This window comes from Streptomyces sp. JH002 (genome assembly GCF_050916115.1).
Classification (GTDB): Bacteria; Actinomycetota; Actinomycetes; order Streptomycetales; family Streptomycetaceae; genus Streptomyces; species Streptomyces xiamenensis.
The window spans coordinates 2,021,866-2,047,766 of sequence record NZ_CP087989.1 but is presented as its reverse complement, the minus strand read 5'-3'; the positions used below and the strand labels follow the sequence as shown (position 1 = coordinate 2,047,766).

The window sequence follows — 25,901 nt, the reverse complement described above, 5'->3', positions numbered from 1 at the left end:
CGCGCGGGCCGGGTCAGTCGCCGCCTCCGCCGCCTCCATCGCCGCCGCCGTCGCCGCTGTTACCGCTGTCGCTTCCCCAGCTCCAGCCCCAGCCCGACCCGCTGCCTCCGCTGTCGTGGGAGGACGTGCCGGGGTCGGCCGTCCCCGTGCCGCTCGGCCGCCGGCCGCCGCCCTTCGGCTGCTCGCCCCGGAAGGCCCGGACGGCGACTCCCGTTATCGTCACCAGCAACACGACGCCAAGCACCACCAGTACGCCCATGCATTCCCCCTGTCCGTTCCGTGCGTTCTCCGCCGCCGCGTTTTCACGCATTCACCTGTTGTCCACAGACCCGGACGGGCCGTGGGCAGCCTCCCATAGGATCGCCTGGCAGGAGTGGGGATCCGGGGAGCACCCGGAGAGTACCGGGGAAAGAGGATGGGCAGCCGTGGAGATCGCTGACATCGGGGAGCTGTGGGACCGGGTCACCGGGACGCAGCCCGCGCCCGAGCTGTGGCTGGTGCTGGCGACCGCCGCCGTGGCACTGGCCGTGGTCACCCCGTACGGGGTGTGGCGGGTCGCCCGGAACACCATCACCATCGCCCACGAGGGCGGTCACGGACTGGTCGCGCTGCTCACCGGCCGCAAGCTCGAAGGCATCCGGCTGCACTCCGACACCTCGGGGCTCACCGTCTCCCGGGGCCGACCCACCGGCCTCGGCATGATCCTGACCGCCGCCGCCGGGTACACCGCCCCCTCCCTGCTGGGCCTGGGCGGCGCCGCGCTGCTGGCCTCGGGCCGCATCACCGCCCTGCTGTGGGGCGCCACCGCGCTGCTGCTCGCCCTGCTTGTCATGGTGCGCAACGCGTACGGGATGCTCACCGTGCTGCTCACCGGAGCGCTGTTCATCCTGGTCTCCTGGCTCACCGACCCCGAGGTGCAGGCCGCCTTCGCCTACGGCGTGGTGTGGTTCCTGCTGCTGGGCGGGGTCCGCCCGGTGTGGGAGCTCCAGGCCAAACGGCGGCGCGGCGGCGCGGGGGACTCCGACGCCGACCAGCTGGCCCGGCTGACCAGGATGCCCGCGCTGATCTGGCTGCTGTTCTTCCATGCCGTCGTGCTCGCCTGCCTGATAGCCGGCGGTGGCAGCCTGCTGGACGCCGCCGCCCCCTGACCGGGCCCCATCCCCGCCGATCACCCTCCGTCGCGCACTAAAGTGAGAACCATGACCGACCACAGTCTGACCGCCGACCACTGGCCCGCCCCGCTCGCCTCCGGCGCGGTCGAGGCGACCGTCACGGTGCCCGGCTCCAAGTCGGTCACCAACCGGGCGCTGATCCTCGCCTCGCTCGCCGCCGACCCCAGCTGGGTACGCCGCCCGCTGCGGTCCCGCGACACCCTGCTGATGGCGGAGGCGCTGCGCTCGCTGGGCATCGGCATCGAGGAGACCATCACCTCCTCCTCCAGCTCCGCCGTCACCGGCACCGCCGCGGCCGGCGGTGAATCCTGGCGGATCATCCCCGCCACCCCGCAGGCCCCGGCGACCGTCGATGTCGGCAACGCCGGCACCGTGATGCGCTTCCTGCCGCCGCTGGCCACCCTCGCCGAGGGGCCGGTGCGCTTCGACGGCGACGCCCGTTCGCACGAGCGCCCGCTGCACGGCGTCATCGACGCGCTGCGCGTGCTCGGCGCCCGCATCGACGACGACGGGCGCGGCGCGCTGCCGCTGACCGTGCACGGCGCCGGCTCGCTGGACGGCGGACGGGTGGAGGTGGACGCCTCCTCGTCCTCCCAGTTCATCAGCGCCCTGCTGCTGTCGGCGCCCCGCTTCAACCAGGGCGTGGAGGTGCGGCACACCGGTGCCGTCCTGCCCTCGCTGCCGCACATCCGGATGACGGTGGACATGCTGCGCCGGGCCGGCGCCCAGGTGGACTCCCCCGAATCGGGGGGCGAGCCCCACCTGTGGCGGGTGGCGCCCGGCGCGCTGCTCGGCCGTGACCTGGTCATCGAGCCCGACCTGTCCAACGCTCAGCCGTTCCTGGCCGCCGCGCTGGTCACCGGCGGCAGCGTGACCATCCCCGACTGGCCCTTCCACACCACCCAGGCCGGCGACGCCCTGCGGGAGATCTTCTCCGCGATGGGCGGCGACTGCGTGCTGGATGACCGCGGTCTCACCCTGACCGGCAGCGGCCGGATCCTCGGTATCGACATCGACCTCGGCGAGGTGGGCGAACTCACCCCGGGGATCGCGGCCGTCGCGGCGCTGGCGGAGAGCGAGTCGGTGCTGCGCGGAGTGGCCCATCTGCGGCTGCACGAGACCGACCGGCTCGCGGCCCTCACCCGGGAGATCAACGCGCTGGGTGGCGATGTCACCGAGACCGAGGACGGGCTGCGGATCAGGCCGCGCCCGCTGCACGGCGGCGTGTTCCACACGTACGAGGACCACCGGCTGGCGACCGCGGGCGCCGTTCTGGGGCTGGCGGTGAAGGACCTGGAGGTGGAGGACATCGCCACCACCGGCAAGACCATGCCCGACTTCCCCGAACTCTGGCACGGCATGCTGGCGGGACGCGGCTAGGGCCGGGCGGCACCGCGATGCGCCGGTACGGCAAGCACAGTGATGAGGACGATGTACGGGTCCGGCCTTCCCGGCACGGCAGCCGCCCCCGCACCCACCGGCGCCCCGCGCACGAGGACGCGGCGGAGGGATTCGTCCTGACGGTGGACCGGGGCCGGATCACCTGCCTGGTGGGCGAGGTGACCGTCACCGCGATGAAGGCCCGCGAACTGGGCCGCAAGGCCGTGGTCGTGGGTGACCGGGTCGCGGTGGTCGGCGACCTGTCGGGCAAGCGCGACACCCTGGCACGGATCGTGCGGGTGGAGGAACGCACGTCGGTGCTGCGGCGTACGGCCGACGACGACGATCCGTTCGAGCGGGTGGTGGTCGCCAACGCCGACCAACTGGCCGTCGTCACGGCCCTCGCCGACCCCGAGCCCCGCCCGCGGCTGATCGACCGCTGCCTGGTGGCCGCCTACGACGCCGGGCTCCAGCCGCTGCTGATCCTGACGAAGGCGGACCTGGCCCCGGCCGGGCCGCTGCTGGAGACGTACGCGCCGCTGGGGGTGCGCTATGTGGTGACCAGCGCCGAACGGTTCGAGGACGCGGAATCGGTGCAGCCGGTCCTGGAACTGCTGGCGGACCGGACCACCGCGTTCGTGGGGCACAGCGGCGTCGGCAAGACGACGCTGGTCAACGCCCTGGTGCCGGAGCGGCAGCGGGCGACGGGCCACGTCAACGCGGTCACCGGCCGGGGCCGGCACACCACCGTCTCCGCCCTGGCCCTGCCGCTGCCCGACTCGGCGGGCTGGGTCATCGACACCCCGGGCGTGCGGTCCTTCGGCCTCCACCACGTCGACCCCTCGCGGGTCATCGGTGCCTTCCCCGACCTGGAGCCGGGCGCGGCCAACTGCCCCCGGGCATGCAGTCACGACGAACCGGACTGCGCCCTGGACGCGTGGGTGGCCGAGGGCCACGCGGACCCGGCCCGGCTGTACTCGCTGCGCCGGCTGCTGGCCACCCGGGAGCGGACCGCCGGGGACTGACGCACCGCTCCCGCGCGGAACGCCGCCCTTATCGGGCGGCTGTCAGCGGCTCGGTGGGCTGCGTTGCGGCGGGCTGCGGTGCCGTACCGGAGCCGGCCGTCGCTGCGGTGGCGGCGGCGCGGGCGGCGGCGGTCCGGTTAGTCAGCAGCGCACTGGCCAGCGAGCGGTGCAGCGCGGCCAGCGCACGGACCAGCGGAACCGCGGTCACCAGCAGGAACACCCCTGCGGCGGTGGTGAAGACGACATCGGCGGCGAAGGAGCCGTTGCCCGTGATCAGCTCGTACAGGCCCTGGTTGTCCTCGCCGCGCGGCAGCGCCCAGGCCCAGGCGACGTACAGCAGCCCGCCGACCCCGCCCACCGTCCAGACCAGGGCCAGACAGAAGCTCACCACGCGCAGCGGGAACGACACCACCATGTGCGCCAGGTCGCGCCACGACTGCGGGTCCGTCAGCGAACGGGCCATCCGGGCGAAGCCGGTCCCGCCCGCGACCCGGTAGTGGTGCGGCGGCAGCGGGCGCCCGCGGAGGGCTTCCAGCTCGCGCCGCTCCACGCGGGCCATGCCCCGGGCGGCCCGCAGCGTACCCGCCAGGACCGGGACGCCGCACACGATCACCAGTGTGCCGATCCCCAGCAGGAAACCGGTGACGGCGACCGTCAGGGCCACGATGCCGACCGGAAGACCGCGCAGGAGATACGACAGTTCGCGCGGGAAACGGCCGCGGGAGGAGGAAGTCGGTGTGCTCATGGGACCAATCCTCTTGCCGCGCACCGCTGTTCAACAGCGGCCTGGGGCGTCAGGAGGGGGTGGTGCCACGTACACCCTCCGCCTCCCGCCACAGTCGGCGGGTCAGGGCCTCGGCGCCCTCGTCCGTGGTGTGCCGGTGGCCGGTGCCCGCCCACAGGCTGAGCCCGTGCGGGTCACCAGCGGCGGCCGCCGCCGCGCGCAGCGGCTTCGTCAGCTGGTGCAGCAGCGGGTAGCCGGCCGGGGCGGTGGAGGTGTGGTCATCGATGAAACGGTTGCGCAGGCCCCGCGCCGGGCGGCCGGAGAAGGCCCGGGTGACCGTGGTCCCCCCGAACATGCCGGGATCGGCGAGCGCCGCCCGGTACGCCGCGCCCGTACCCGCCTCCGGGGTCCGCAGATACGCCGTGCCCAGCTGCGCCGCCGCCGTGGTGTCGCCGCGCAGCACGGCCGCGATGTCCGCGCCCGTGGCCAGGCCACCGGCGGCGATCAGCGGCAGGCCGGTCCGCTCCCGCACCCGTGCCAGCAGAAGCGGCAACGGGGTGTCGTCCGGGTCGGCCTCCGGATCGAAGCAGCCCCGGTGACCGCCCGCCTCCGGGCCCTGCACACACAGCGCGTCCACCCCCAGCCCGGCCGCCTCCGCCGCCTCCCGCGGTGAGGTGACGGTGGCGACCACAGCCGTCCCGGCGGCGTGCAGCGCGTCCACCGTCGCGGCCGGCGGCGGGCCGAAGGTGAAGGACACCACCGGCACCGGGTCGGCGAGCAGCACCTCCAGCTTGCGCTCCCAGTGATCGGTGTCGTGGACGTCGGGTTCGGGCAGCGCGACCCCGTACCGCTCGGCCTCCACCGCCAGTTCGGCGCGGTAGCGGTACACCGGGGCGAGATCCTCCGGCAGCGGGCGGGGCACGAACACGTTGACGCCGAACGGCCCCGGGCCCACCAGCTCCCGGGTCCGCGCGATCCGTTCCCCCAGCGCCCCGGGGCTCAGATAGCCGGCGGCGAGAAAGCCGAGCCCGCCCGCCCGGACCACCGCCGCCACCAGCTCCGGAGTGGCCGGCCCTCCCGCCATCGGGGCCTGGACGATCGGGACGGGCAACCGGAGTACGGAGAACATTGCGGCAGCGTAGCCGCCGCCCCGCACGGTGGAGCGGGCTCCACCCCGGCAGGGGTGGCAGCACGCTCGTGGCCGGGCATCCGCCGCTCGTAGCGTGCCGGTTATGCGAGAGGACGACAGAACGGTGAGCGCGGCGGCCGGGGAACCGGCGCTGCGGCTCGACCGGGTGAGCCGGACGTACCCGGGCGGGCGTGCCCCCGCGCTGGACGGGATCGACCTGGAGGTGCCGCGCGCCCGGTTCCTCGCCGTGCTGGGCCGCTCGGGCTCGGGCAAGTCCACGCTGCTGCGGTGCGCGGCCGGCCTGGAACGCCCCACGGGCGGCGCGGTCCACCTGGGCGGGGTGCCGCTGGCCGGGCTCCGCGCGACAGCGCTGACCCGGCTGCGCCGCGACCGGATCGGCTTCGTCTTCCAGGAACTCAATCTGGTGGACTCGCTGACGGTCCTCCAGAACGCCGCGCTGCCCCTGCTGCTGGCCGGGGCGGGCGAGGGGGAGGCCACGTGGGCGCGGGCGCTGCGGGTGCTGGACGAGGTGGGGCTGGCGGACCGCGCCGCCGAACCACCGGGCCGGCTCTCGGGCGGACAGCGGCAGCGGGTCGCCATCGCCCGCGCCCTGATCACCGAGCCGGACATCATCTTCGCGGACGAACCCACCGGCGCGCTGGACCCGGTGACGGCCGAGGGTGTCCTCGCCCTGCTGCGCCGGGCGGTGGACGCGCACGGGCACACCGTGGTGATGGTGACGCACGACCCGGTCGCCGCCGGGCACGCGGACGAGGCCATCGTCCTGGACGGGGGCCGGATCGTACGGCGGCTGGAACGGCCGTCCGCCGGCCAGGTGCTGGGCGCGCTGCGGGCGGTGGCCGCGTGAAGGAGTCCCTCGGGCTGCTGGCCCGGGCGTCCGGGCGGTACCACCGGCGGTCGTGGCGCGCGGTGTCCGTCGCGCTGGCGGCGACCTCGCTGCTGCTCGGCTGCTTCGCGCTCGCCGCGCTGACCACCGCGTTCGGGCACCCGGAACCCGAACGCTACGCGGGCGCCGAGGTCGTGGTGGCTGCGGATCAGCACACCCGCCACGGCGGCGTGACGGCGCCGCTGACGGAACGGGTGCGGGTGCCGCGCACGCTGGTGGACCTGCTGGAGTCCGTGCCGGGGGTGGCGCGGGCCGTCGCGGACGAGGAGTTCACGGTACGGACGGACACCGTGGCCCAGCTGCCGGGCCGGCCGTGGCCGGCCGCCGCGCTGGCCCCCTGGGGGCTGGTGGATGGGCGGGAGCCGGTCGCCGCGGACGAGGTCGTCGCCTCGGCCGGGCTGGGGGTGCCGCTGGGCGCCGAGTTGGACGTGCGGGTCGGGCAGGACACGTCCGTACGCCGGGTGGTGGGCCTGGCCGAGGGCCCGGCGGCGCTGTGGTTCACGGCGCCGGAGGCCGCCGCGCTGGCGGGCCACCCGGACTCCGTCGACGCGATCGGGCTGCTCGCCGAACCGGGCGTGGGCGCGGGTGCGGTGCACACGGCGGTGCGGCAGGCACTGGACGCGGCGGGCGCGGTCGACGCCCGGCCGCAGGAGGTGCGCCCGGCCGGGGATTCCGGCACGCTGCGGGCCCTGACCGGCGACGGACGCGGCGCGGCGGAGTCCCTGACGGCGCAGCCGGTGCGGACGGGACTGCTGGCGCTGTTCGGCGCGATCGCCGGGTCGGTGCTGCTGATCGCAGGACTGGTCCTGGCGACGCTGGTGGCGCGGGCGCTGCGGCAACGCGCCGGGGAGCTGGCGCTGTTGCACGCGGTGGGGGCCACCGCGGGGCAGCTGCGCGGTGCGGTGGCCCGTGAGGTGGCCGTCGTCGCGGCGCGCGCGGCGCTGCTGGGGGCGGTGGCCTCCGTACCGCTGTTCGTGGTGCTGTGGCCGCTGGTGACGGCGGAGGCCGCGCCGTACGGTCTGGCGCTGCCGGTCCTCCCCTGGACGCTCCCGGCACCGCTGATCACGGCGGGCCTGACCGTGGCGACGGCCGTCCTGGCCACGCTGCCCGCCACCGGCGGGGCGACCGGCGGCCGGCGCTCCCGGACCGGGCACCGGCCCGTACGGCCCCGGGCCACCGGCTCCGAACCGTCACCCGCCGCTGCCGGCGGACCGGTTGGCTCCGGGACCGGCTCTGCCGTTCCGGCTGTTCCCGCCCCGGCCGCCCAACTCGTCGGCTCTGCCGCTCCCGCCGGTCCCGCTCCGGCGGCCGGTCATGCCGGCTCCGCCCCGGCCGCCGCCAGCACGGCAGGGCCGGCCAGGCCCGCCTGCCTCGCCGTTTCCACCGGGGCAACCGCTCTCGCCGACCCCGCCGCCCCTGCGGGTTCCGCCGCGCCTGTTCAGCTCGCCGGACCTGTCGGCTCAGGTGCGCCCGTCTTGTCTGCCAACCCGGGCGCTCCTGCCGGTCCCGCCCGCCCCGTCAACGCCGTCCCGCCCGGCCCGCCCCCCGGCCCCGGTGGGCGGAAGGCCGGTGGGCTGGTGCTGCTGGGGATGGGGCTGATGTCCGCCGCCGGTGGTGCCGTGCTGCCGGGGGAGGGGGCCGCCGCCGCGGCCGGTGCCGCCGTGGTGGTCATGGTCATCGGCTGTGCGCTGCTCGGGCCGTGGATCGCGGCGTGGATGGTGGCGGTCACCGGCGGGGCGCTGCGCAGGTTCGGCGGAGTGGGCGGCCGGCTCGCCGCCGCGCAGGGGCGGGCCGCAGCCCCCCGGCTCGGCGCCGCCGTCGTGTCCATCGTGCTGGTGACGGCCTTCGCCGTCGTCCAGCTCGCGGCCGGTGCCACCGCGCAGCGCGCCGGGGAGCACCAGGCCCGCGCCACCGGCCCGGCCGAAGGGATCCACAGCACCGTGCTGGTCGCGCGCAGCGAGCTGGGCGAGGCCGTGCTCGACCGGCTGCCGGTGCTCGGGGTCACCCCCGGGGACCCGGCCTTCGACCCCGGGGTGCGTGAGGGGGACCTCGCCGGTCTGGGGGCGGGGACGGTCGCGGTCGGCGCGGACCGGGCCCGCACGCTCGGCGCCGGGGTCGGGGACACCGTCACGCTGCGGTACGGCGACGGCGTGGAGGAGAGCCTGCGGATCGTCGCCGTCTACACGCGCTCCCTCGCGGTGGGCGATTTCCTCTTCGACCGCGCGCAGCTCGCCGCCCATGTCGCGGACCCGGCCGCACCGGCGGCGCCCGTGCGCACCCCGGTGGCCCTGGAGGGCGCCGCGCTGGAGAGCGGGCTCTCGGCCACCGCCGTGGCCGGGCTGTGCGCGCTGGCGCTGCTCGCCGTGTTCTCCACCCTCGCGGTCTCCGCCGTGGGCCGCCGCCCCGAGCTGGAACTGCTGCACCGGCTGGGCGCGGGGCGCGGGCAGCTGTGGACGATGCTGGTGCTGGAAGCCGCCCTGGTGGCGCTGACCGGGTTGCTGCTCGGGGTCGCCGTGGCCGCCGTGCCGCTGCTGGGCTTCAGCTGGGCCGTGCTGCACACGTTGCCGTGGCTGCCGCCGCTCCAGGCGGCGCTGATCGGCACGGCGGTGCTCCTCACCACGGCCGCCGGCGCGTTGCTGCCGGCCCGCCGCGCGCTGCGGGTCAGGCGTTGAGGTAGGCGAGCACCGCCCTGACCCGGCGGTGCCCGGAGTCGGTGGGCGGCAGGTTCAGTTTCAGGAAGACGTTGCCGATGTGCTTGTGGACCGAGCGTTCGGTGATGACGAGGGCGGCGGCGATGGTCGCGTTGTCGTGGCCCTCCGCCATCAGGTGGAGGACCTCCCGCTCGCGCGGGGTCAGTTCGCCCAGCGGGTCGCCGCGCCGCTGCCGGGACATCAGCTCGGTGACGACCTCGGGGTCCAGCGCGGTGCCGCCCGCCACCACCCGGTCCAGGGCGTCCAGGAAGTCGTCGACCCGGCCCACCCGGTCCTTGAGCAGATAGCCCACGCCGCGTGCGCCGCCGCCGAGCAGTTCGGCGGCGTAGGTCTGCTCCACGTACTGCGACAGCACCAGCACCGGCAGCCCCGGAAGCTGTTCGCGGGCCGCCAGCGCCGCCCGCAGGCCCTCGTCGCGGAAGCCCGGCGGCAGCCGCACGTCCAGGACCGCCGCGTCCGGGCGGTGTTCCAGGAGGAGGGGCAGCACCTCGGGCCCGGTGGCCGCCACCCCGGCCACCTCGTGGCCGGCCGAGCGCAGCAGCAGGACCATGCCCTCCCGCAGCAGGGCGTTGTCCTCGGCGATCACCACACGCACGGCAGCTCCACTTCGATCTCGGTCGGTCCTCCGGCCGGCGACTGCACCCGCACGGTTCCGTCCAGGGCGGCGACCCGGCGGCGGATGCCGCTCAGACCGGTGCCCCGGGTCTCGTCGGCGCCGCCCCGGCCGGTGTCGCGCACCCGCACCCGCAGCACGGTACGCCCGGCGTCCCCGGCGAGGTCCAGGTCCACGGTGGCGTGCTGCGCACCGCTGTGCTTGGCGGCGTTGGTCAGCGATTCGGCGACGGTGAAGTACGCGGCGGTCTCCACCGAGGCCGGGGCGCGCGGCCCGCTCTCCAGGGCGTCGGCGACCGTGACGGCGACCTCCAGGCCGCTGCCGGCCGCCAGCGCCCGCACGGCGCCGGCCAGGCCGCGGTCGGTGAGCACCGGCGGGTGGATGCCGCGGACGACGTGCCGCAGCTCGCCCAGTGCCTCCTCCGCCTGGTCCTGTGCCTCGTCCAGCAGCCGCCGCGCGGTCTGCGGGTCGCGGTCGTAGGCGCGGCGGGCCAGCCCCAGGCGCATGGACAGCGCCACCAGATGGGCCTGCGCGCCGTCGTGCAGGTCGCGCTCGATCCGGCGCAGTTCGGCGCCGTGCGCCGTGATCGCGCCGGCGCGGGTCGCGGTCAGCTGTTCCACGCGTTCGGCGAGCCGGGCGGTGGGCGAGGGCAGCAGCAGGATCCGGGACCAGCGCGCGGAGAGGTCGGCGAGCCGGGTGATCAGGGGCAGGACCAGGGGCGGGCGGCGCAGCAGGCCGTGCCAGACGCCGTCCACCAGCAGCCCGATGGGCCACAGCAGCAGGACCGCGTAGCTCAGAGCGGGCCCGTACAGCAGGTGCGCGCCCAGCCAGCGCAGGTCGCGGTGGGTGCTGGGGTCGGTGACGGACAGCCGTACCCGTTCGTACAGGTTGCCGGTCAGCGGCGGGTAGTGCTCGGGGACCGGTACGCCGCTCCACCGCGCGCTGCGGGTGCGCTCGAAGTGCGCCACCCGGCGCAGCAGCAGGACGAACTCCGGCAGCGCCGCCGCGCCGATCACCAGCAGGGAGGCGCCGGCCGCCGTCAGCCCCACGCCGACCATCAGATAGTTGAACAGGCCGAGCGCGCCGCCGATCAGCAGAGGGATCGAGGCCCGCCAGGTCGTCCGGAGCAGCTCAGGCACCCGCACAGCGTAGGGGAGCGGACGGCGCGGGCGCGGTGGAGCCCGCTCCACCATGCTCCGGGGGGTCCGCACGCTCGGCACGCCGCGGTGGGCGGACCAGACTGGGGCCCATGAAACCGCTGCTCTGGTGTGTCCTTCTCATCGCCCTGACCGTCAATCTGAGCGTCAACTTCGTCGTCGGCGAGGGGGCGTTGCAGATTCTGCTGAGCGTCTGTTCCGGTGTGGTGCTCATCGGTTCGGGCATCGGCCTGTGGATGCTGCGCGACCGGGGCGACGCTCAGGCGTACTGATCCGCCGGGGATACTGGTCCGCATGGCCGACTACCACGACGATCTGCGGCTGGCCCATGTGCTGGCGGACGCCGCCGACGCGCTCACCATGGACCGCTTCAAGGCGATCGACCTCCAGGTGGCCACCAAGCCCGACATGACGCCCGTCACCGAGGCGGACCGCGCGGTGGAGGAGCTGATCCGCTCCCAGCTGGGCCGGGCCCGGCCGCGCGACAGCGTCCTGGGCGAGGAGTACGGCACCAGCCAGGGGGCGGACACCGCCCGGCGCTGGATCATCGATCCCATCGACGGCACCAAGAACTATGTGCGCGGTGTCCCGGTGTGGGCCACCCTGATCGCGCTGCTGGAGCGGGACGCGGACGGCGTGGAACGTCCCGTCGTCGGCCTGGTCTCCGCCCCGGCGCTGCACCGCCGCTGGTGGGCGGCGCTGGGGTCCGGCGCGTTCACCGGGCGCAACCTGGCCTCCGCGACCCGGATGCGGGTCTCGCAGGTGGGGGAGGTGGCGGACGCCTCGTTCGCGTACTCCTCGCTCACCGGTTGGCAGGAGCGCGGCAAGCTGGGCAGTTTCCTGGAGCTGTCCCGCAAGGTGTGGCGCACCCGCGCCTACGGGGATTTCTGGCCGTACATGATGGTCGCCGAGGGCTCGGTCGATCTGTGTGCCGAGCCGGAGCTGTCGGTGTGGGACATGGCGGCCAACGCGATCATCGTCACCGAGGCCGGGGGCCGGTTCACCGCGCTGGACGGTACGGACGGTCCGCTCGGTGCGGACGGCGCGGCCTCCAACGGGCTGCTGCACGACGCGCTGCTGGCGCATCTGGGGTACGTGCCGGGCGCCGAGTAGCCACGCCGCGGCCGTTCCGTTCCGTTCTCCGCACAGGCCGGAGCGGCCGTCCCCGCCCACGGGGTCCGGCCGCTCCGGTTTTGTTACGGCAGGCGCCGGTCAGCCACGGAGGGCCTGTACCGCGGTCTGCAGCCGCTTGCCGTAATCCTCGTCCGCCCGGCGGAAGTTCTCGATCGCCCGCTCGGCGATGTCGTCCCGCGAAACCTGGGCGATGAAGCCGGCCAGGTTGTTGATCAGGCGTTCCTTCTCCTCCTCCGACATCAGCCGGTAGAGGTTGCCGGCCTGCACGAAGTCGTCGTCCTCGGCGTGCGAGGGCGTCGCGTGCCCGTCGGTGGTGCCGGTGACGGTGACCGGCTCCCACAGCGGGCGGCCGGTCTCGGCCGGGCCGCCGAAGGAGTTCGGCTCGTAGTTCTTCGCGCCGCCGTGCCGGCCGTCGTACATGACGCCGTCCCGGCCGTGGGTGCGGGCCTCGGTGGCGTGCGGACGGTTCACCGGCAGGTGGTCGGCGTTGATGCCGACGCGGTAGCGGTGGGCGTCGCCGTACCCGAACAGCCGGCCCTGGAGCATCTTGTCGGGGGACGGGCCGATGCCCGGCACGAAGTGGTGCGGGGAGAAGATCGACTGCTCGACCTCGGCGAAGATGTTCTCCGGGTTGCGGTTCAGCTCCAGCTTGCCGATCGTGATCGGCGGGTAGTCCGCGTGCGGCCACACCTTGGTGAGGTCGAACGGGTTGAAGCGGTAGGTGGCCGCCTCGTTCGCCGGCATGATCTGCACCTGCACGGTCCAGCTCGGGAAGTCACCGTTCTCGATGGAGACGCGCAGGTCGCGCTGGTGGCTGTCGGGGTCCTGGCCCGCCAGCACCGCGGCCTCCTCGGAGGTGAGGTTCTTGATGCCCTGGTCGGTCTTGAAGTGGTACTTGACCCAGAAGACCTCGCCGTCCTCGTTCGTCCACTGGAAGGTGTGCGAACCGAACCCGTCCAGGTGGCGGTAGGAGGCCGGGATGCCCCGGTCGCCGAACAGCCAGGTCACCTGGTGGGTGGACTCGGGCGACAGACCCCAGAAGTCCCAGACGTTGTCCGCTTCCTGGGAGCCGGTGTACGGGTCGCGCTTCTGGGTGTGGATGAAGTCCGGGAACTTGATGGCGTCCCTGATGAAGAACACCGGCGTGTTGTTCCCGACGAGGTCGTAGTTGCCTTCCTCGGTGTAGAACTTCAGCGCGAAGCCGCGCGGGTCGCGGACGGCGTCGGCGGAGCCGAGGTTGCCGGCCACGGTGGAGAAGCGCAGGAAGACCTCGGTCTCCTTGCCGATCTCCGACAGGAACTTCGCCCGGGTGTACGGGGTGACGTCCGCGGTGACGGTGAAGGTGCCGTAGGCGCCGGCGCCGCGCGCGTGCACGATGCGCTCGGGGATGCGCTCCCGGTTGAAGTGGGCCAGCTTCTCGATGAGGTGCTGGTCCTGGATCAGGCCGGGGCCGCCCGCGCCCGCCGTCTGGCTGTTCTGGTTGTCGGCTACCGGTGCGCCGGCCTCCGTGGTGAGCGGTCCCGCCGCGGTCTGGTCGGTCATCCCTCTTCACGCCCTTCGTTCATGCATCCTCAAGCGGCTTCGGTGCGGACTCTTGGCCTCCGCTGAATCCGATCCTATATTGGACTTAGTCCAAGTCAAGACGTGGCCCGAAGTCATACGAAGTCGGGCCCCCGGGAGGCTCACGCTAGGGTGGAACCATGAGTGACCTGCTACAACGACTCCGGGACCGTGGCTGGCGGCTCACCGCGCAGCGGCGTGTCATCGCCGAGGTGCTGGACGGTGAGCATGTGCACTACACGGCGGACGAGGTGCACGCCCGCGCCGTCGCGCGCCTGCCGGAGATCTCGCGCGCCTCCGTCTACAACACGCTGGGCGAGCTGGTCGCCCTCGGGGAGATCATCGAGGTCACCACGGACGGGCGCGCCAAGCGGTACGACCCCAACGCGCACCATCCGCACCAGCACCTGGTCTGCTCCGGCTGCGGCACCATCCGCGACGTCCGGCTGGCCACCGATCCGCTGCGGGCGCTGCCGGAGGACGAGCGGTTCGGCTTCACCGTCTCGGAGGTCGCGGTCACGTACTACGGGCGCTGCCCGAGCTGTTCGAACCCTCTTCGCAGCTGATTTGCCCAGCTGGGCAGCGTGGGGTTAGAGTTAAGCCATCGCCGCGGGGTGGAGCAGCTCGGTAGCTCGCTGGGCTCATAACCCAGAGGTCGCAGGTTCAAATCCTGTCCCCGCTACGGAAGCCGAAGGGCCCGGATCCGATCAGGATCCGGGCCCTTCGCACGTTCCGGGAGCGAACGGGGAGAATCAACGCCATGGACGCTACTCTTCAGTATCTTCTGGACCTGCTCGACCTGGAGCCGATCGAGCAGGACATCTTCCGGGGCGCCAGCCACCCCTCGGTCATCCCCCGGGTCTTCGGCGGGCAGGTCGCGGCGCAGGCCCTGGTCGCCGCCTGCCGCACGGTGCCGCCGGACCGGCTGCCGCACTCGCTGCACTCCTACTTCCTGCGCGGCGGGGATCCTGGCGCGCCCATCGTCTACACCGTGGACCGCATCCGGGACGGCCGTTCCTTCACCACCCGGCGGGTGGTGGCGGTCCAGCACGGGCAGCCGATCTTCCATCTGTCGGCGTCCTTCCAGCTCCCGGAGCCCGGGCTCGAACACCAGGAGCCGATGCCCGACGCCCCGGACCCCGAGACGCTGCCGGGCGGGGAAGAGGTGCTGCACCGGTACGCGGACCGGTTCGCGCACCCGGCGGTGGCCGAGCTGCTGCTGGAGGCGCGGCGGGCGGTGGACCTGCGGTACGTGGCGGAGCCGCCGTTCGCCACGGCGGGGGAGCGGCGCGAACCGCGCTCGCAGGTGTGGTTCCGCACCAACGGGAAGCTGGACGGCGAGCGCGACGACCCGATGCTGCACATCTGCCTGGCCACGTACGTCTCGGACATGACGCTGCTGGACTCGGTGCTGCTGGCGCACGGGCGCGGCGGCTGGGCGGTGGGCGACGTGGTGGGCGCGAGCCTGGACCACGCGATGTGGTTCCACCGGCCGTTCCGGGCCGACGAGTGGCTGCTGTACGACACGGATTCGCCGACCTCGGGCGGCGGGCGCGGGCTGGCCAGGGGCCGGATCTTCACCCGGGACGGCCGGCTGGCGGTCTCGGTGATCCAGGAGGGCGTCGTCCGGGTGCCCCGGCGCGAGCAGGACTGATCGCGCGGGCCCTGGGCGGCCGGCCGACCCGGGCGCGGGGTGCGCCGGGGGCGGCCCCTCAGTGGGCCGGCGGGCGCCGGGCCCAGGTGGTCCACAGCGGGCGGTAGCCCGCCCGGTGCCAGAACGGGCCCGAGAGCGGGCTGAGCGCGGCGTAGTGCAGCAGGGTGTGGGTGGCGCCCGCCTCGGCCAGGGCCAGGTGCGCGGTGCGGACCAGGGCCGTACCCGTGCCGCAGCCGCGCTCGGCCGCCTCGACCATGAGGGTGGAGAGATAGCCCACACGCCGGGCCGCGACCTGCCGGGCGGCCCAGGCGGCCTCCTCCGGCGGTTCGACCGAGAGCAGCCCGGTGATCCGGCGGTTGCGCTCGGCCAGCCACACCCAGGCGCCGGGGGCGGCCAGCCGCTGCCGGGCGTGGTGCGCGGAGGACTCGCGCGGCATCGTCGAGCCGAACTGCGCGTCCCAGCGCAGCTCGTCCAGCCACAGGGCCACCGCCCGGTCGAGATCGCCGGCGTCGGCCGGCGTCAGCGGGCGCACCAGGAGATCGCCGGCCCGTGCGGCGCGGCCCGGCGGCGGTCCGGTGGTGGCGGTGCGGACGGCGGTGACGGTCTTCGGGGTGAAGCCGTGGGCGAGCAGGGTGGCGGTGACCTCGGTGTCGCGGCTGGGCCAGGTGAACACGGCCTCGCTGTCGGCCGGCGCCGGGCGGGCGGCGGCCATCCGCCGGTCCCAGGCGGTCAGCAGCGTGTCCAGGGCGCGGGCCGGGTCGGGGCCGGTGAGCCGGGCGTACAGCTGATGCTGATCGAGCGCCGCCCAACTGGCCTCGTACGCCTGCGGATCGACGCGCCGCCGCCGGTAGCGGCCCTCGGCGCCCGGGAGGGTGAAGGTGATGTCGCCCTCGACCGGTGCCGGCAGCGCGTGCACGGAGGGCAGCAGGGGGTCCAGGACCCGCAGCCGGGTCTCCATGGGGGTGGTCGTGTTCGTGCTCGTACGGGTCACGGGCGTCACGGCCGGAGCCTACGGCAGCAGCCCCGCGGCGTGGAGGAGATAAGCGGTCATCGGCTCGTAATAGCGGGGATTGGTCACATGATCGTCCAGCGGTACACAGACCGAGAGGGTGCCCTCGGCCTCCGCGAGGAACAGCGCCGGGTCGTTGCAGTCGGCGTACCCGATGGTGTCGATGCCGTACTGCGCCGCGCAGCCCGCCCACCCGTGGTCGGCGACCACCAGGTCGGGCGGGGCCTGGCCGTCCGCCGCCAGCGCGTCGAGGATGGTGGCCATCGGGTGCGGCGAGTGGGTGTGCCACAGGGTCGCGCCGCGCTCGTACATGGCGACCCCGGCCATCTGGGCGACCACGCCCTCGTCGGCGGTGAGCCCGATCGGCACCTTGACGATGTCGCAGCCGGCCGCCGCCAGGGCGAAGCCGGTGCGGGCGTGGACGTCCAGCAAGCCGCCCGGGTGCCCGGTGGCCAGCAGCACCCGGGAGCGTCCTTCGGCCGCCTTGCGCAGGGTGTCGGCGGCGCGCCCCAGGGCGTCGACGGTCAGCTCGGGGTCGATGGTGTCCTGGCCCTGCCGGTGCTCGGGGTCCTCGTTGACGCCGCAGCGCTCGGTCATGACCGCGAGCACGTCCTGTTCGTCCACCCAGCGGTCGCCGAGTTCCAGGCCGAGCCAGTAGTGCCGGTTGCCGTTGGCCAGTTCGCGGTAGTGGGCGAGATTGTTCTCCCGCGGCGTGGCCACCTCCCCGGCGATCCGGGAGCGTATGAGGTGTTCGATCAGTTCCGGACGGGAGGGCACCAAGGACAGGGACGGCATAGGGCCCAGTATCGCCCCCGGCGGTCCGCTGCGGGGGTCCTGTCGCCGAGCTGTGATCTCCGCCGGACGGGCGCTTCATGCGCGTGACCAATTCTTATACCGGTATTAGTATCACAGGCATGGTACGTACTCCTCTCACCCCCGAAGAGCGCGAACGCGGCCGGCGGCTCGGGCTGCTGCTGCGGGCCGCGCGTGGCCCGCGCAGCATGGCGGAGGTGGCGGCGGCCGCCGGAATCTCCCCCGAGACCCTGCGCAAGATCGAGACCGGCCGCGCCCCCACCCCCGCCTTCTTCACCGTCGCGGCGCTGGCGCAGGCGCTGGAGCTGCCGCTGGATCAGGTGGTGGCACGCTGCGCCGAGCCGGAGCCGGCCCCGGTGGCCGCCTAGGGTCTGGCTGACCCGTCCCGCCCGGCCGCGCGCCATGGGTCGGGCACTCCCTGGCGACCCGCAGATCCGCCGCGGTGCGTTCGGCGTCGCGGTCGCGGAGGTCGGTGCTGCCCGCCGGTTCGCGGGTGGGGCGCCGGTGGCGGCGGTGGTTGCGTTCCAGGGCGGCCCAGGCCAGCAGGACGGCGGCGGCGGTGATCAGCATGCCGGGCCGGTCGCGGTGGCCTTGAAGAAGGAGTACTGGAACGTTCCGCCCTCCGTCGCGCAGCGGTGCAGCTCCGTGATGCCCCGGTCCCACCGCGCCCCGGTGGTCAGACCGGCCGCGAGGGCGTCGGCCCGGAAGGAGCCGGCCATCGCGATGAAGGTGTCGCGGGTGAAGGAGTCCACCAGCCGCGGCCGGGTGCTGTCGGCGTACAGGGGGCGCGGGGTGACCTGGACCCCGGTGAAGCCGGCGGCGGTCAGCAGCGGCTGGAGCGTGCGCCCCAGCAGCGCGTTCCCGCCGGCCGCCGCCTGGAGGCGGACGAGATGGCCGATCACGGCCCGGGCCGCGGCGCCCTCCGGGTGCATCACGATGGCGCCGTGGTCCCCCTCGATCACGGTGAGGGTGCCGCCGGGGCGCAGCACCCGGCGCAGCGCGGCCAGGGTGCGTCCCGGATCGCTCTGGTGCTCCAGGACGAAGCACACGAAGACGTGGTCGAAGGTGTCCGGCGGGAAGGGCAGCTCGTGCAGATCGGCCTGGAGCCAGGCCACCCGGGCGTCGGGGAACCCGGCCGCGACCCGGCTCCCGGCGGAGGCCAGCGACTCGGCGGAGATGTCCACCGCCGTCAGCCGGATGCCGGGGCTGCCCGCCAGCAGGTGCACGGTCTGGGCGCCCACCCCGCAGCCCGCCTCCAGCACGCGGCTGCCGGCCGGGTAGCGGGTGTCGTGGTGCAGCAGGTCCGCGAGGCTGTTCGCCTGGTCGCCGAGCCGGCGGGTCTCGCCGGCCGAATAGCCGTGCAGATAACGGGCTGTGACGGTCGTACTGTTCATGGCCCCAGCGTCGGTCGCACAATGGCCCGGTGGACAGAGCCAATGAAGGGCCGGTTGGCAGGGCCAAAACGGGTTCCGACTTCCTTCAGCTGCGCATCGAGGAAGCCCCGCCGGGCGGCCGTGCCGACTGGCTGTCCCGGGAGATCCGGGCCGCCATCGCGGACGGCCGGCTGCCCCTCGGCAGCAAGCTGCCCGCCAGCCGGGTGCTCGCCGCCGAACTGCGGGTCTCGCGGGGCGTGGTGACCGAGGCGTACCAGTGCCTCACCGAGGACGGCCATGTCGCGGGCCGGGGGCGGGCGGGCACCGTGGTGGTCGCGGCCCCCGTACCGGTGCCGGAGTCCGGGGCGGTCCGGGACCCGGCCCGGCCGTGCGGCGCGCTGCCGGAGGGCGCGCTGTTCGGGGCGGCGCCCGGCACCGATGTCTTCGACTCGCTGCGGGCCGTCGAGGCTCCGTTCGACTTCACCCCGGGCGTCCCCGATCTGGCTGCCTTCCCGCGCGCCGCCTGGCTGCGCGCCGAGCGTGCCGTGCTCGCCGGACTGTCCGCCTCCGACCTCGGGTACGGCGATCCGCGCGGTGCGCCCGCGCTGCGTGCCGCCGTCGCGCACTGGCTGGCCAGGAACCGGGGCATCGCCGCCGACCCGGCCGACATCCTGATCGTGGCCGGGGTCTCCCAGGCGCTGATCCTGCTGGCCCACGTGCTGCGGGCGCGCGGCATCGGCGAACTCGCCGTCGAGGAGCCGGGGTCACTGGGCGCCCGGCATCATCTGCGGTACGGCGGGATGGCGATGCCCGCGGTGCCGGTGGACGGGGAGGGGGTACGGGTGGACGCGCTGCGTGCCAGTGGCGCCCGGGCCGTACTGCTCACCCCGGCGCACCAGTTCCCCACCGGGGTGGTGCTCAGTGGCGAGCGGCGGCGGGAGCTGATGGCCTGGGCGCGGGAGAGCGGCGGGCTGATCGTGGAGGACGACTACGACGCCGAGCACCGTTACGACCGGCCGCCGGTGCCCGCGGTGCGGGCGATGCTGCCGGAGGCCGTCGCGTACACCGGCAGTGTCTCCAAGCTGCTGGCCCCGGCGCTGCGGATCGGCTGGCTGCTGCCGCCGCCCGCGTACCGCGAGGCACTGGTGGCGGCGAAGCGGTTCACGGATCTGGGCAACGGGGTGCTGCCGCAGCTGGTGCTGGCCCGCCTCATGGAGTCGGGGGAGCTGGAACGGCAGCTACGGATGCTGCGGCGGCGGCACCAGCGGCGCCGGGACACCATGATCGAGGGCATCGGGCGGCATCTGCCGGGCGCGGTGGTGCACGGCGCGGCGGCCGGCGTCCATCTGATGATCACCTTCCCGCCGGACGCGCCGCTGGTGCGGGGCCGCTGCGACCTGGAGCTGGCCTCGCTCGCGCTCGCGCACGGGGTGAAGGTGCAGCCGCTGGCCTGGCACCGGCGGCATCCAGGGCCGCCCGGCCTGGTGCTGGGCTACGCGGCCAGCGGCCGGGACCGGATCGCGGAGGGCATGGCCGCCCTGGGCCGCGCGCTGCGGGCGCGCTGACCCGGCGCGGGCGCCGTCGCGGGCCGGCTCTCAGGTGTCGCGGGTGAGGGCGGTGGTGAAGGCGGCGCGGTGGGTGACGAGCCATTCCTGGAGGTGGTCCCAGTAGGGCCAGCCGCCCCGGTCGGCCACCATCCGGACGAAACCCTCCTCGCCCGCCGTCACCCTGCGGGTCACGAAGGCCCGGCCCACGGCCGTGGCCTGCTCGATCACGGTGGGCAGCTGGGCACGTTCCGCCGCCGCCAGGCCGTAGCCGTCCGCCAGCACGCGCAGCCGGGCCGGTGCGTCGGAGGTCTCGCCGGGCCGCATCGGGATCCAGTAGCGGGCGGTCATCGCCACGTCCCACAGCGGCCGGCCGGGCGCGGCGAGATCGAAATCGATGAGGGCGGCGGCGCGGCCGTCGCGGAAGACGACGTTCTCCCGGCAGACGTCGTTGTGGCACAGCAGCGGGCCGCCCTCGGGGTCGGCCAGTTCCCGCGACCATCCGGCGTCCGGGGCGGTCGGGAGGGCCGCGCTCGCCTCGTGGAACGCGCGCAGCAGCGCGCCCACCGAACGCAGCGCGCCCGCCGTCCGCGACCAGGCGGGGAAGGGCGGCACGGCCACCTCGCCCGGCAGGAAGGTGACCTCCTCCCGGCCGTCCGGGGTGAGCCGCACCGGCTCCGGCGCCCCGGTGAACCCGGCCCGGCGCAGGGCGCGCAGGTACCGGTGCAGGTCGGGCGCGTTCGGCGGGGCGGGGCGGTTCACCACCGGGCCCCGGCGGATCACCTCCCCGCCGCTGCCGAGTCCGCCCGCGAGCCGTTCGTCCGTACAGCCCTCGTCCGTCCGCCCCTCGTCCGTCATGCCCGGCAGCGTAGCTCCCGGTACAGCCGCAGCCAGACCTCCGGCGGCACCAGACCGCACGGCAGGGAGCGGTCGAGGTCCAGGGCGCGGGTACGGCGGCGGCCGTAGTGGTGGGTCAGGGTCGCGTGCAGGGAGCCGCCCCGGCCGGTGAAGCCCAGGTCGACGAATGCGCCGTACGGTCCCAGGTCCGCCGCCGGCAGCAGCGTTTCGGGGCGGCGTTCCAGGCGCAGCACGGCCGAGTCGCCGCGCGGCACCGGGACGAAGTGCTGCCGGTGGACGCGCGGCCCGAGCCGCCACGCGTACCAGGGCCAGCTGCGGACGGTCAGCAGCGGCCAGCTGCCGAAGTCCCCGGTGCGCCTGCGCGCGTACTCCAGCTGGGTGAGGAGGGTGGCCGAGGTCAGCCGGGGTGCGGCCAGGCACCAGCGGACGATGTCGGTGGTCCGTGAGTACGGGATGTTGCCGACCACCGCGAACGGTTCGCGGGGTGGCGTGGCGCGCAGGAAGTCTCCCTGGACGAGGCGGATGCGGGGGTGGTCGGGGAACCGGCCGGCCAGTGTCCGGTCGATCTCGTAGGCGATGACCCGGCCGGTGGCGGCGGCCAGCGCGTGGGAGAGGTGGCCCTCCCCGGCGCCGGGTTCCACGACCAGTTCGCCGGGGCGCACGCCGGAGGCGTGCACGATCGTACGAATGCTGGGGGTGTGATGCAGAAAGTTCTGTGAAAGGGCGAGACGACGGCGTGCCACGGGTGAGGTCCTCGGGTGTGAGGACAGGCAGCGCCAAGGCGGCGGGCCTGTCCGTGTCGATGAGCTGACACCGGACGGCCCTGGTGGCGTGAGGACTCGGGAAAAGCTGTGGTCAGACGGTCGGGACGGCGGGCGAGTCCTGGCGGACCAGGGCCGGACGCCGCACGCGCGGGCGGGGGCTGAGCTGGAACTGCCGCGCGGCGGCGCACAGCCCGTTCGTGATTGCCTGGGAAGCTGACATGAGTGAGACGATACGGATCGTCGCGCGGAACGTGCAAATCCCTTTCTTCACACTGTTGCGGTGGGATGAAATGACCCGACGCTGGTGTTGAGCACTCCGGCACTGATCAACGGGAGGCATCACGTGGCGGACACCGACCACAGCGGCACCAAGGGCTGGATACGACGGCTCACCGCGTACTGCTGGCGTCACCGCCGCAACATGCTGCTGTCCCTCGGCGCTTCCCTGGCCGGCATGGGCGTCATGGCCCTCATGCCGCTCATCACCAAGATCATCATCGATGACATCGTCGTCGGCGGCCAGGGCGGACTCGGCCTGTGGATCGGCCTGCTCCTCGCCGCGGCCGCCGTGATCTACGGCCTCACCTTCGCCCGCCGCTACTACGGCGGACGCCTCGGCATCGACGTGCAGCACGACCTGCGCACCGCGATGTTCCGCTCCCTCACCCGCCTGGACGGCCGCCGCCAGGACCAGCTCTCCACCGGGCAGGTCGTCGGCCGCGCCACCAGCGACCTCAGCCTCATCCAGGGCCTGCTCTTCATGATGCCGATGGTCATCGGCAACTTCATGCTCTTCGCCGTCTCCCTGGCGGTGATGCTCGTCCTGTCCCCCCTGCTGACCCTCGTCTCCCTCGCCGTCATCCCCCTGCTCGCCTGGATCGCGAGCATCAGCCGCCGTCGGCTCTACCCCGCCACCTGGCACGCCCAGAACCGGGCCGGCGCCGTCGCGGGCGTCGTCGACGGCGCCATCACCGGCGTCCGCGTCGTCAAGGGCTTCGGCCAGGAGGAGCAGGAGAGCGGCAAACTGCGCGCCATCAGCCGCGAACTGTTCGCCGCCCGGCTGCGCACCGTACGGCTCAACGCCCGGTACGTCCCCGCCTTCCAGGCCATCCCCTCACTCGGCCAGGTCGCCATGCTCGCCCTCGGCGGCTGGCTCGCCACCCGCGGCGAGATCACCCTGGGCACCTTCGTCGCCTTCTCCACCTACCTCGCCCAGCTGGTCGGCCCGGTCCGGATGCTCACCATGGTCCTCACCGTCGGCCAGCAGGCCCGCGCCGGCGTCGAACGCGTCCTGGAACTCATCGACGCCGAACCCGAGATCACCGAGGCCCCCGACGCCCGCGCGCTGCCCGCCGACGCCCCCGCCAGCGTCGAGTTCGACCGCGTCGGCTTCGGCTACGGGGAGGCCAACCCCGTCCTCACCGACCTCAGCCTGCGCATCGAACCCGGCGAGACCCTCGCCGTCATCGGCCCCTCCGGCAGCGGCAAATCCACCGTCTCGCTGCTGCTGCCCCGCTTCTACGACCCCGACAGCGGCACCATCAGGGTCGGCGGCCACGACACCCGCGAGCTGACCTACGACTCGCTGCGCGCGGCCATCGGTCTCGTCCCCGAGGACAGCTTCCTGTTCTCCGACACCATCCGCGCCAACCTCGCCTACGGCCACCCCGACGCCACCGACGAGCAGATCACCGCCGCCGCCCGCGCCGCCCAGGCCGACGACTTCATCCGCGCCCTGCCCGACGGCTACGACACCGTCGTCGGCGAACAGGGCATGACCCTGTCCGGTGGCCAGCGCCAGCGCGTCGCACTCGCCCGCGCCATCCTCACCGACCCCCGGCTGCTCATCCTCGACGACGCCACCTCCGCCGTCGACGCCCGCGTGGAGCGCGAGATCCACGACGCGCTGCGCTCCGTGATGGCCGGGCGCACCACTCTGCTCATCGCCCACCGGCAATCCACCCTCCAGCTCGCCGACCGCATCGCCGTCCTCGACGGCGGACGCCTCGCCGACACCGGCACCCACGCCGAACTCTCCGCCCGCAGCGAGCTGTACCGCCGGCTGCTGAGCGACCCCGACGAGTGGGGCACGGCCCCCCGCGACCCGGCCGGGCTCGCCCCGGCCGCCCCGCTCGCCGATGGTGACGACGACGGCGCCGACGGCGGCCGGGCGGACGGGGGCCCCGGCGCGGACGGCACCACCCCCGGCCTGTGGCAGCGCACGGCGGGCGGCCCCGACACCGCCGCCACCGCCCTGATGGGCGGCACCGCCGCCGACCCCGAGCTGCTCGCCCAGGTCGCCGCCCTGCCGCCCGCCACCGACACCCCCGACATCGACGAGGACGCCGCCGCCCGCGCCGAGACCGGCGGCTACGGACTGCGCCGCCTGCTGGCCGGACTGCGCGTCCCGCTGCTCCTCGCCCTCCTGCTGGTGGTCGCCGACGCCGCCGCCGCGCTGCTGCTGCCCGTCCTCATCCGGCACGGCATCGACCAGGGTGTGGAGAAAGCCGCCTACGGCGCGGTGTGGACCGCCGCCGTCCTCGCGCTGCTGGTCGTGCTCACCCAGTGGGCCGCACAGGCCGGCGCCATCCGCGCGGTGGGCCGCACCGGTGAACGCGCCCTGTACTCCCTGCGCGTCAAGATCTTCGCCCACCTCCAGCGGCTGGGCCTGGACTACTACGAGCGCGAGCTGACCGGCCGGGTCATGACCCGGATGACCACCGACGTCGACGCCCTCACCTCCTTCCTCCAGACCGGCCTGGTGCAGGCGCTGGTGGCCGTGATGACGTTCTTCGGCATCATGGGCGTCCTCGTCGCCATCGACCTCCAACTCGCCCTCGTCGTCCTGGCCACCCTGATCCCGCTGACCGTGGGCACCGTTGTTTTCCGGCGGCACAGCGTCAAGGCGTACGAGCTGGCCCGCGAGCGGGTCAGCGGCGTCAACGCCGACCTCCAGGAGTCCGTCGCCGGGCTGCGGATGGTGCAGGCGTTCCGCCGCGAGAGCGACGGGTACGAGCGGTTCACCGACCGCTCGGACGGCTACCGCCGGGCGCGGCTGCGCGGCCAGTGGCTGATCTCCGTGTACTTCCCCTTCGTGCAGTTGCTCGCCACCCTGGCCACCGCCGGAGTGCTGCTGGTGGGCGCCGGCCGGGTCGGCGCCGGGACGCTCACGGCGGGCGCGCTGGTGGCGTACCTGCTGTACATCGAGCTGTTCTTCGCCCCCGTGCAGCAGCTCTCCCAGGTCTTCGACGGCTACCAGCAGGCTGTGGTCTCGCTGGGCCGCATCCAGGAACTGCTCGCCGAGCCCACCACCACCCCGGCCGCCGAACGGCCCCGTGCGGTGGCCGAGCGGCTGCGCGGGGAGGTGGAGTTCGACAACGTCCGGTTCGCCTACCGGGGCACCGAGGCCGCCGCCGAGGCGGGCGAGGAGGCCCTGCGCGGGGTGAACCTCACCATCCCGGCCGGCCAGACCGTCGCCTTCGTCGGCGAGACCGGCGCCGGCAAGTCCACGCTGGTGAAGCTCGTCGCCCGCTACTACGACCCGACCGCGGGCGCGGTCCGGGTGGACGGCGCCGACCTGCGCACCCTCGACCTCCCCGGCTACCGGCACCGGCTCGGCGTCGTCCCGCAGGAGCCGTACCTGTTCGAGGGGACGGTGCGGGACGCCATCGCGTACGGCCGCCCCGACGCGAGCGACGCGGAGGTGGAGGCGGCGGCCCGCGCGGTCGGCGCCCACCACATGATCGCCGCGCTGCCCGGCGGCTTCCGGCAGCAGGTGGGGGAGCGGGGCCGCGCCCTGTCGGCCGGTCAGCGGCAGCTGATCGCGCTCGCCCGCGCCGAGCTGGTACGCCCGGACATCCTGCTGCTCGACGAGGCCACGGCGGCCCTGGACCTGGCGACCGAGGCCCTGGTCAACCGGGCCACCGACCGGCTGGCGGTGCGCCGCACCACCCTGGTCGTCGCCCACCGGCTGACCACCGCCGCCCGCGCCGACCGGGTGGTGGTGCTGGACCACGGCGCGGTGGTGGAGGACGGCACCCACGCCGAACTCCTGGCACGCGGCGGCCGGTACGCGGCGCTGTGGCGCACCTACGCGGGCGAGGAGGAAACGGCGCCGGTCGCGGGCTAGGTCCTAGCGGCGCCGGTCAGCGGTTGCGCGGGTGCTGTTTCGCCGTGCGCTCGTTGCCGCGCCGGTAGTTGCCGGTCCAGCGCGCCATCACCAGCTGTGGGTCGGCGCCGCCGGCGATCTCGGCGAGAAACGCGGCGGCCCGCTCCCCGCGCAGCCTCCCCGCGGGCCGCTCCCGGTGCGTGATCCGCACCGTCCCGTCGCCCAGCTCGCGGTACGTGAAACCCTCTGCTCTCCCCATGAGCGGC

Annotated in this window: 25 protein-coding genes and 1 tRNA gene; 13 read left to right on the top strand and 13 right to left on the bottom strand. The window is 74.4% G+C overall.

The features are described 5' to 3' along the window. Positions 1-13 precede the first annotated feature (13 nt). On the bottom strand, positions 14-310 hold the full coding sequence (locus H7827_RS08880; RefSeq protein WP_432743990.1) for a hypothetical protein: 297 nt from the start codon (positions 308-310) through the stop codon (positions 14-16). 115 nt (positions 311-425) lie between these two features. On the opposite strand from H7827_RS08880, the gene H7827_RS08875 reads away from it, so the two are divergent. The 3 genes from H7827_RS08875 to rsgA are packed head-to-tail and all read left to right on the top strand — an operon-like array spanning position 426 to position 3,577. Then, a complete protein-coding gene (locus H7827_RS08875; protein WP_030737137.1) occupies positions 426-1,148 on the top strand; it encodes a M50 family metallopeptidase in 723 nt (240 codons plus the stop codon). A gap of 51 nt (positions 1,149-1,199) precedes the next feature. Next, complete coding sequence (aroA, locus tag H7827_RS08870; RefSeq protein WP_432743988.1) at positions 1,200-2,552, top strand: 3-phosphoshikimate 1-carboxyvinyltransferase; 1,353 nt, start codon at positions 1,200-1,202, stop codon at positions 2,550-2,552. A 17-nt stretch (positions 2,553-2,569) separates the two neighbouring features. Further along, positions 2,570-3,577 carry a ribosome small subunit-dependent GTPase A gene (gene rsgA / locus H7827_RS08865; RefSeq protein WP_432743986.1) on the top strand — a complete coding sequence of 336 codons (1,008 nt, stop codon included), beginning with the start codon at positions 2,570-2,572 and terminating at the stop codon, positions 3,575-3,577. A 28-nt stretch (positions 3,578-3,605) separates the two neighbouring features. Here the strand turns inward: rsgA and H7827_RS08860 are convergent, their stop codons facing one another. Both H7827_RS08860 and H7827_RS08855 read right to left on the bottom strand, forming a co-directional pair. After that, positions 3,606-4,322 (bottom strand): sensor domain-containing protein, encoded by a 717-nt coding sequence (locus tag H7827_RS08860; RefSeq protein ID WP_432743984.1) that lies wholly within the window; start codon positions 4,320-4,322, stop codon positions 3,606-3,608. A gap of 49 nt (positions 4,323-4,371) precedes the next feature. Next, positions 4,372-5,430, bottom strand: coding sequence for an NAD(P)H-dependent flavin oxidoreductase (locus tag H7827_RS08855; protein WP_432743982.1), 1,059 nt, complete (start codon positions 5,428-5,430; stop codon positions 4,372-4,374). A gap of 103 nt (positions 5,431-5,533) precedes the next feature. On the opposite strand from H7827_RS08855, the gene H7827_RS08850 reads away from it, so the two are divergent. Then, the gene (locus H7827_RS08850) at positions 5,534-6,298 is read left to right on the top strand and encodes an ABC transporter ATP-binding protein (RefSeq protein ID WP_432743980.1); all 765 of its coding nucleotides are present in this window, start codon (positions 5,534-5,536) and stop codon (positions 6,296-6,298) included. Then, entirely contained in the window at positions 6,295-9,009 is a 2,715-nt protein-coding gene (locus H7827_RS08845) for an FtsX-like permease family protein (RefSeq protein WP_432743978.1), read from the top strand. Before H7827_RS08850 ends, H7827_RS08845 begins: the two co-directional genes overlap by 4 nt. On the opposite strand, the gene H7827_RS08840 is transcribed toward H7827_RS08845, so the two are convergent. Both H7827_RS08840 and H7827_RS08835 read right to left on the bottom strand, forming a co-directional pair. Then, positions 8,999-9,643 (bottom strand): response regulator transcription factor, encoded by a 645-nt coding sequence (locus H7827_RS08840; RefSeq protein WP_200364540.1) that lies wholly within the window; start codon positions 9,641-9,643, stop codon positions 8,999-9,001. The genes H7827_RS08845 and H7827_RS08840 overlap by 11 nt on opposite strands. Further along, positions 9,631-10,800, bottom strand: coding sequence for a histidine kinase (locus tag H7827_RS08835; protein WP_432743975.1), 1,170 nt, complete (start codon positions 10,798-10,800; stop codon positions 9,631-9,633). Before H7827_RS08835 ends, H7827_RS08840 begins: the two co-directional genes overlap by 13 nt. A gap of 110 nt (positions 10,801-10,910) precedes the next feature. Between H7827_RS08835 and H7827_RS08830 the strand changes: the two genes are divergently transcribed. Both H7827_RS08830 and hisN read left to right on the top strand, forming a co-directional pair. Beyond that, the gene (locus H7827_RS08830) at positions 10,911-11,090 is read left to right on the top strand and encodes a hypothetical protein (RefSeq protein WP_432743973.1); all 180 of its coding nucleotides are present in this window, start codon (positions 10,911-10,913) and stop codon (positions 11,088-11,090) included. Positions 11,091-11,112: 22 nt separating this feature from the next. Next, positions 11,113-11,931, top strand: coding sequence for a histidinol-phosphatase (hisN, locus tag H7827_RS08825; RefSeq protein WP_432743971.1), 819 nt, complete (start codon positions 11,113-11,115; stop codon positions 11,929-11,931). A 99-nt stretch (positions 11,932-12,030) separates the two neighbouring features. Here the strand turns inward: hisN and H7827_RS08820 are convergent, their stop codons facing one another. Then, complete coding sequence (locus H7827_RS08820; RefSeq protein WP_386532778.1) at positions 12,031-13,494, bottom strand: catalase; 1,464 nt, start codon at positions 13,492-13,494, stop codon at positions 12,031-12,033. Positions 13,495-13,652: 158 nt separating this feature from the next. Here H7827_RS08820 and H7827_RS08815 point away from each other — a divergent pair, with 158 nt between their 5' ends. The 3 genes from H7827_RS08815 to tesB all read left to right on the top strand — a co-directional run bounded on the left by H7827_RS08815 (position 13,653) and on the right by tesB (position 15,166). Continuing rightward, complete coding sequence (locus H7827_RS08815; protein ID WP_432743969.1) at positions 13,653-14,078, top strand: Fur family transcriptional regulator; 426 nt, start codon at positions 13,653-13,655, stop codon at positions 14,076-14,078. 42 nt (positions 14,079-14,120) lie between these two features. Next, positions 14,121-14,194, top strand: a tRNA-Met gene (locus H7827_RS08810). Positions 14,195-14,272: 78 nt separating this feature from the next. After that, positions 14,273-15,166: an acyl-CoA thioesterase II gene (gene tesB / locus H7827_RS08805; RefSeq protein WP_432743967.1), complete on the top strand. Its 894-nt coding sequence runs from the start codon at positions 14,273-14,275 to the stop codon at positions 15,164-15,166. Positions 15,167-15,224: 58 nt separating this feature from the next. On the opposite strand, the gene H7827_RS08800 is transcribed toward tesB, so the two are convergent. Both H7827_RS08800 and H7827_RS08795 read right to left on the bottom strand, forming a co-directional pair. After that, the gene (locus H7827_RS08800) at positions 15,225-16,166 is read right to left on the bottom strand and encodes a GNAT family N-acetyltransferase (protein WP_432743965.1); all 942 of its coding nucleotides are present in this window, start codon (positions 16,164-16,166) and stop codon (positions 15,225-15,227) included. A gap of 9 nt (positions 16,167-16,175) precedes the next feature. Continuing rightward, positions 16,176-16,970 carry a phosphatase gene (locus H7827_RS08795; RefSeq protein ID WP_432743963.1) on the bottom strand — a complete coding sequence of 265 codons (795 nt, stop codon included), beginning with the start codon at positions 16,968-16,970 and terminating at the stop codon, positions 16,176-16,178. A gap of 119 nt (positions 16,971-17,089) precedes the next feature. On the opposite strand from H7827_RS08795, the gene H7827_RS08790 reads away from it, so the two are divergent. Continuing rightward, positions 17,090-17,356, top strand: coding sequence for a helix-turn-helix domain-containing protein (locus H7827_RS08790; protein ID WP_030737089.1), 267 nt, complete (start codon positions 17,090-17,092; stop codon positions 17,354-17,356). A 195-nt stretch (positions 17,357-17,551) separates the two neighbouring features. Here H7827_RS08790 and H7827_RS08785 read toward each other — a convergent pair whose 3' ends face one another. After that, positions 17,552-18,382, bottom strand: coding sequence for a methyltransferase domain-containing protein (locus H7827_RS08785; protein ID WP_432743960.1), 831 nt, complete (start codon positions 18,380-18,382; stop codon positions 17,552-17,554). A 29-nt stretch (positions 18,383-18,411) separates the two neighbouring features. Here H7827_RS08785 and H7827_RS08780 point away from each other — a divergent pair, with 29 nt between their 5' ends. Further along, positions 18,412-19,926, top strand: coding sequence for a PLP-dependent aminotransferase family protein (locus H7827_RS08780; RefSeq protein ID WP_432743958.1), 1,515 nt, complete (start codon positions 18,412-18,414; stop codon positions 19,924-19,926). A 30-nt stretch (positions 19,927-19,956) separates the two neighbouring features. Here the strand turns inward: H7827_RS08780 and H7827_RS08775 are convergent, their stop codons facing one another. The 3 genes from H7827_RS08775 to H7827_RS08765 form a co-directional block, all read right to left on the bottom strand. After that, a complete protein-coding gene (locus tag H7827_RS08775; RefSeq protein ID WP_432743956.1) occupies positions 19,957-20,763 on the bottom strand; it encodes a phosphotransferase in 807 nt (268 codons plus the stop codon). Beyond that, positions 20,760-21,533 (bottom strand): ribosomal RNA small subunit methyltransferase A, encoded by a 774-nt coding sequence (locus H7827_RS08770; protein ID WP_432747958.1) that lies wholly within the window; start codon positions 21,531-21,533, stop codon positions 20,760-20,762. The genes H7827_RS08775 and H7827_RS08770 overlap by 4 nt, the downstream gene beginning before the upstream one ends. A gap of 85 nt (positions 21,534-21,618) precedes the next feature. Further along, a complete protein-coding gene (locus H7827_RS08765; RefSeq protein ID WP_386532756.1) occupies positions 21,619-21,747 on the bottom strand; it encodes a hypothetical protein in 129 nt (42 codons plus the stop codon). Between the two features lie 123 nt (positions 21,748-21,870). On the opposite strand from H7827_RS08765, the gene H7827_RS08760 reads away from it, so the two are divergent. Continuing rightward, positions 21,871-25,656, top strand: a complete 3,786-nt coding sequence (locus tag H7827_RS08760; RefSeq protein ID WP_432743954.1) for an ABC transporter ATP-binding protein — start codon at positions 21,871-21,873, stop codon at positions 25,654-25,656. A 16-nt stretch (positions 25,657-25,672) separates the two neighbouring features. Here H7827_RS08760 and H7827_RS08755 read toward each other — a convergent pair whose 3' ends face one another. Beyond that, positions 25,673-25,894: a hypothetical protein gene (locus H7827_RS08755; RefSeq protein ID WP_432743952.1), complete on the bottom strand. Its 222-nt coding sequence runs from the start codon at positions 25,892-25,894 to the stop codon at positions 25,673-25,675. Positions 25,895-25,901 lie beyond the last annotated feature (7 nt).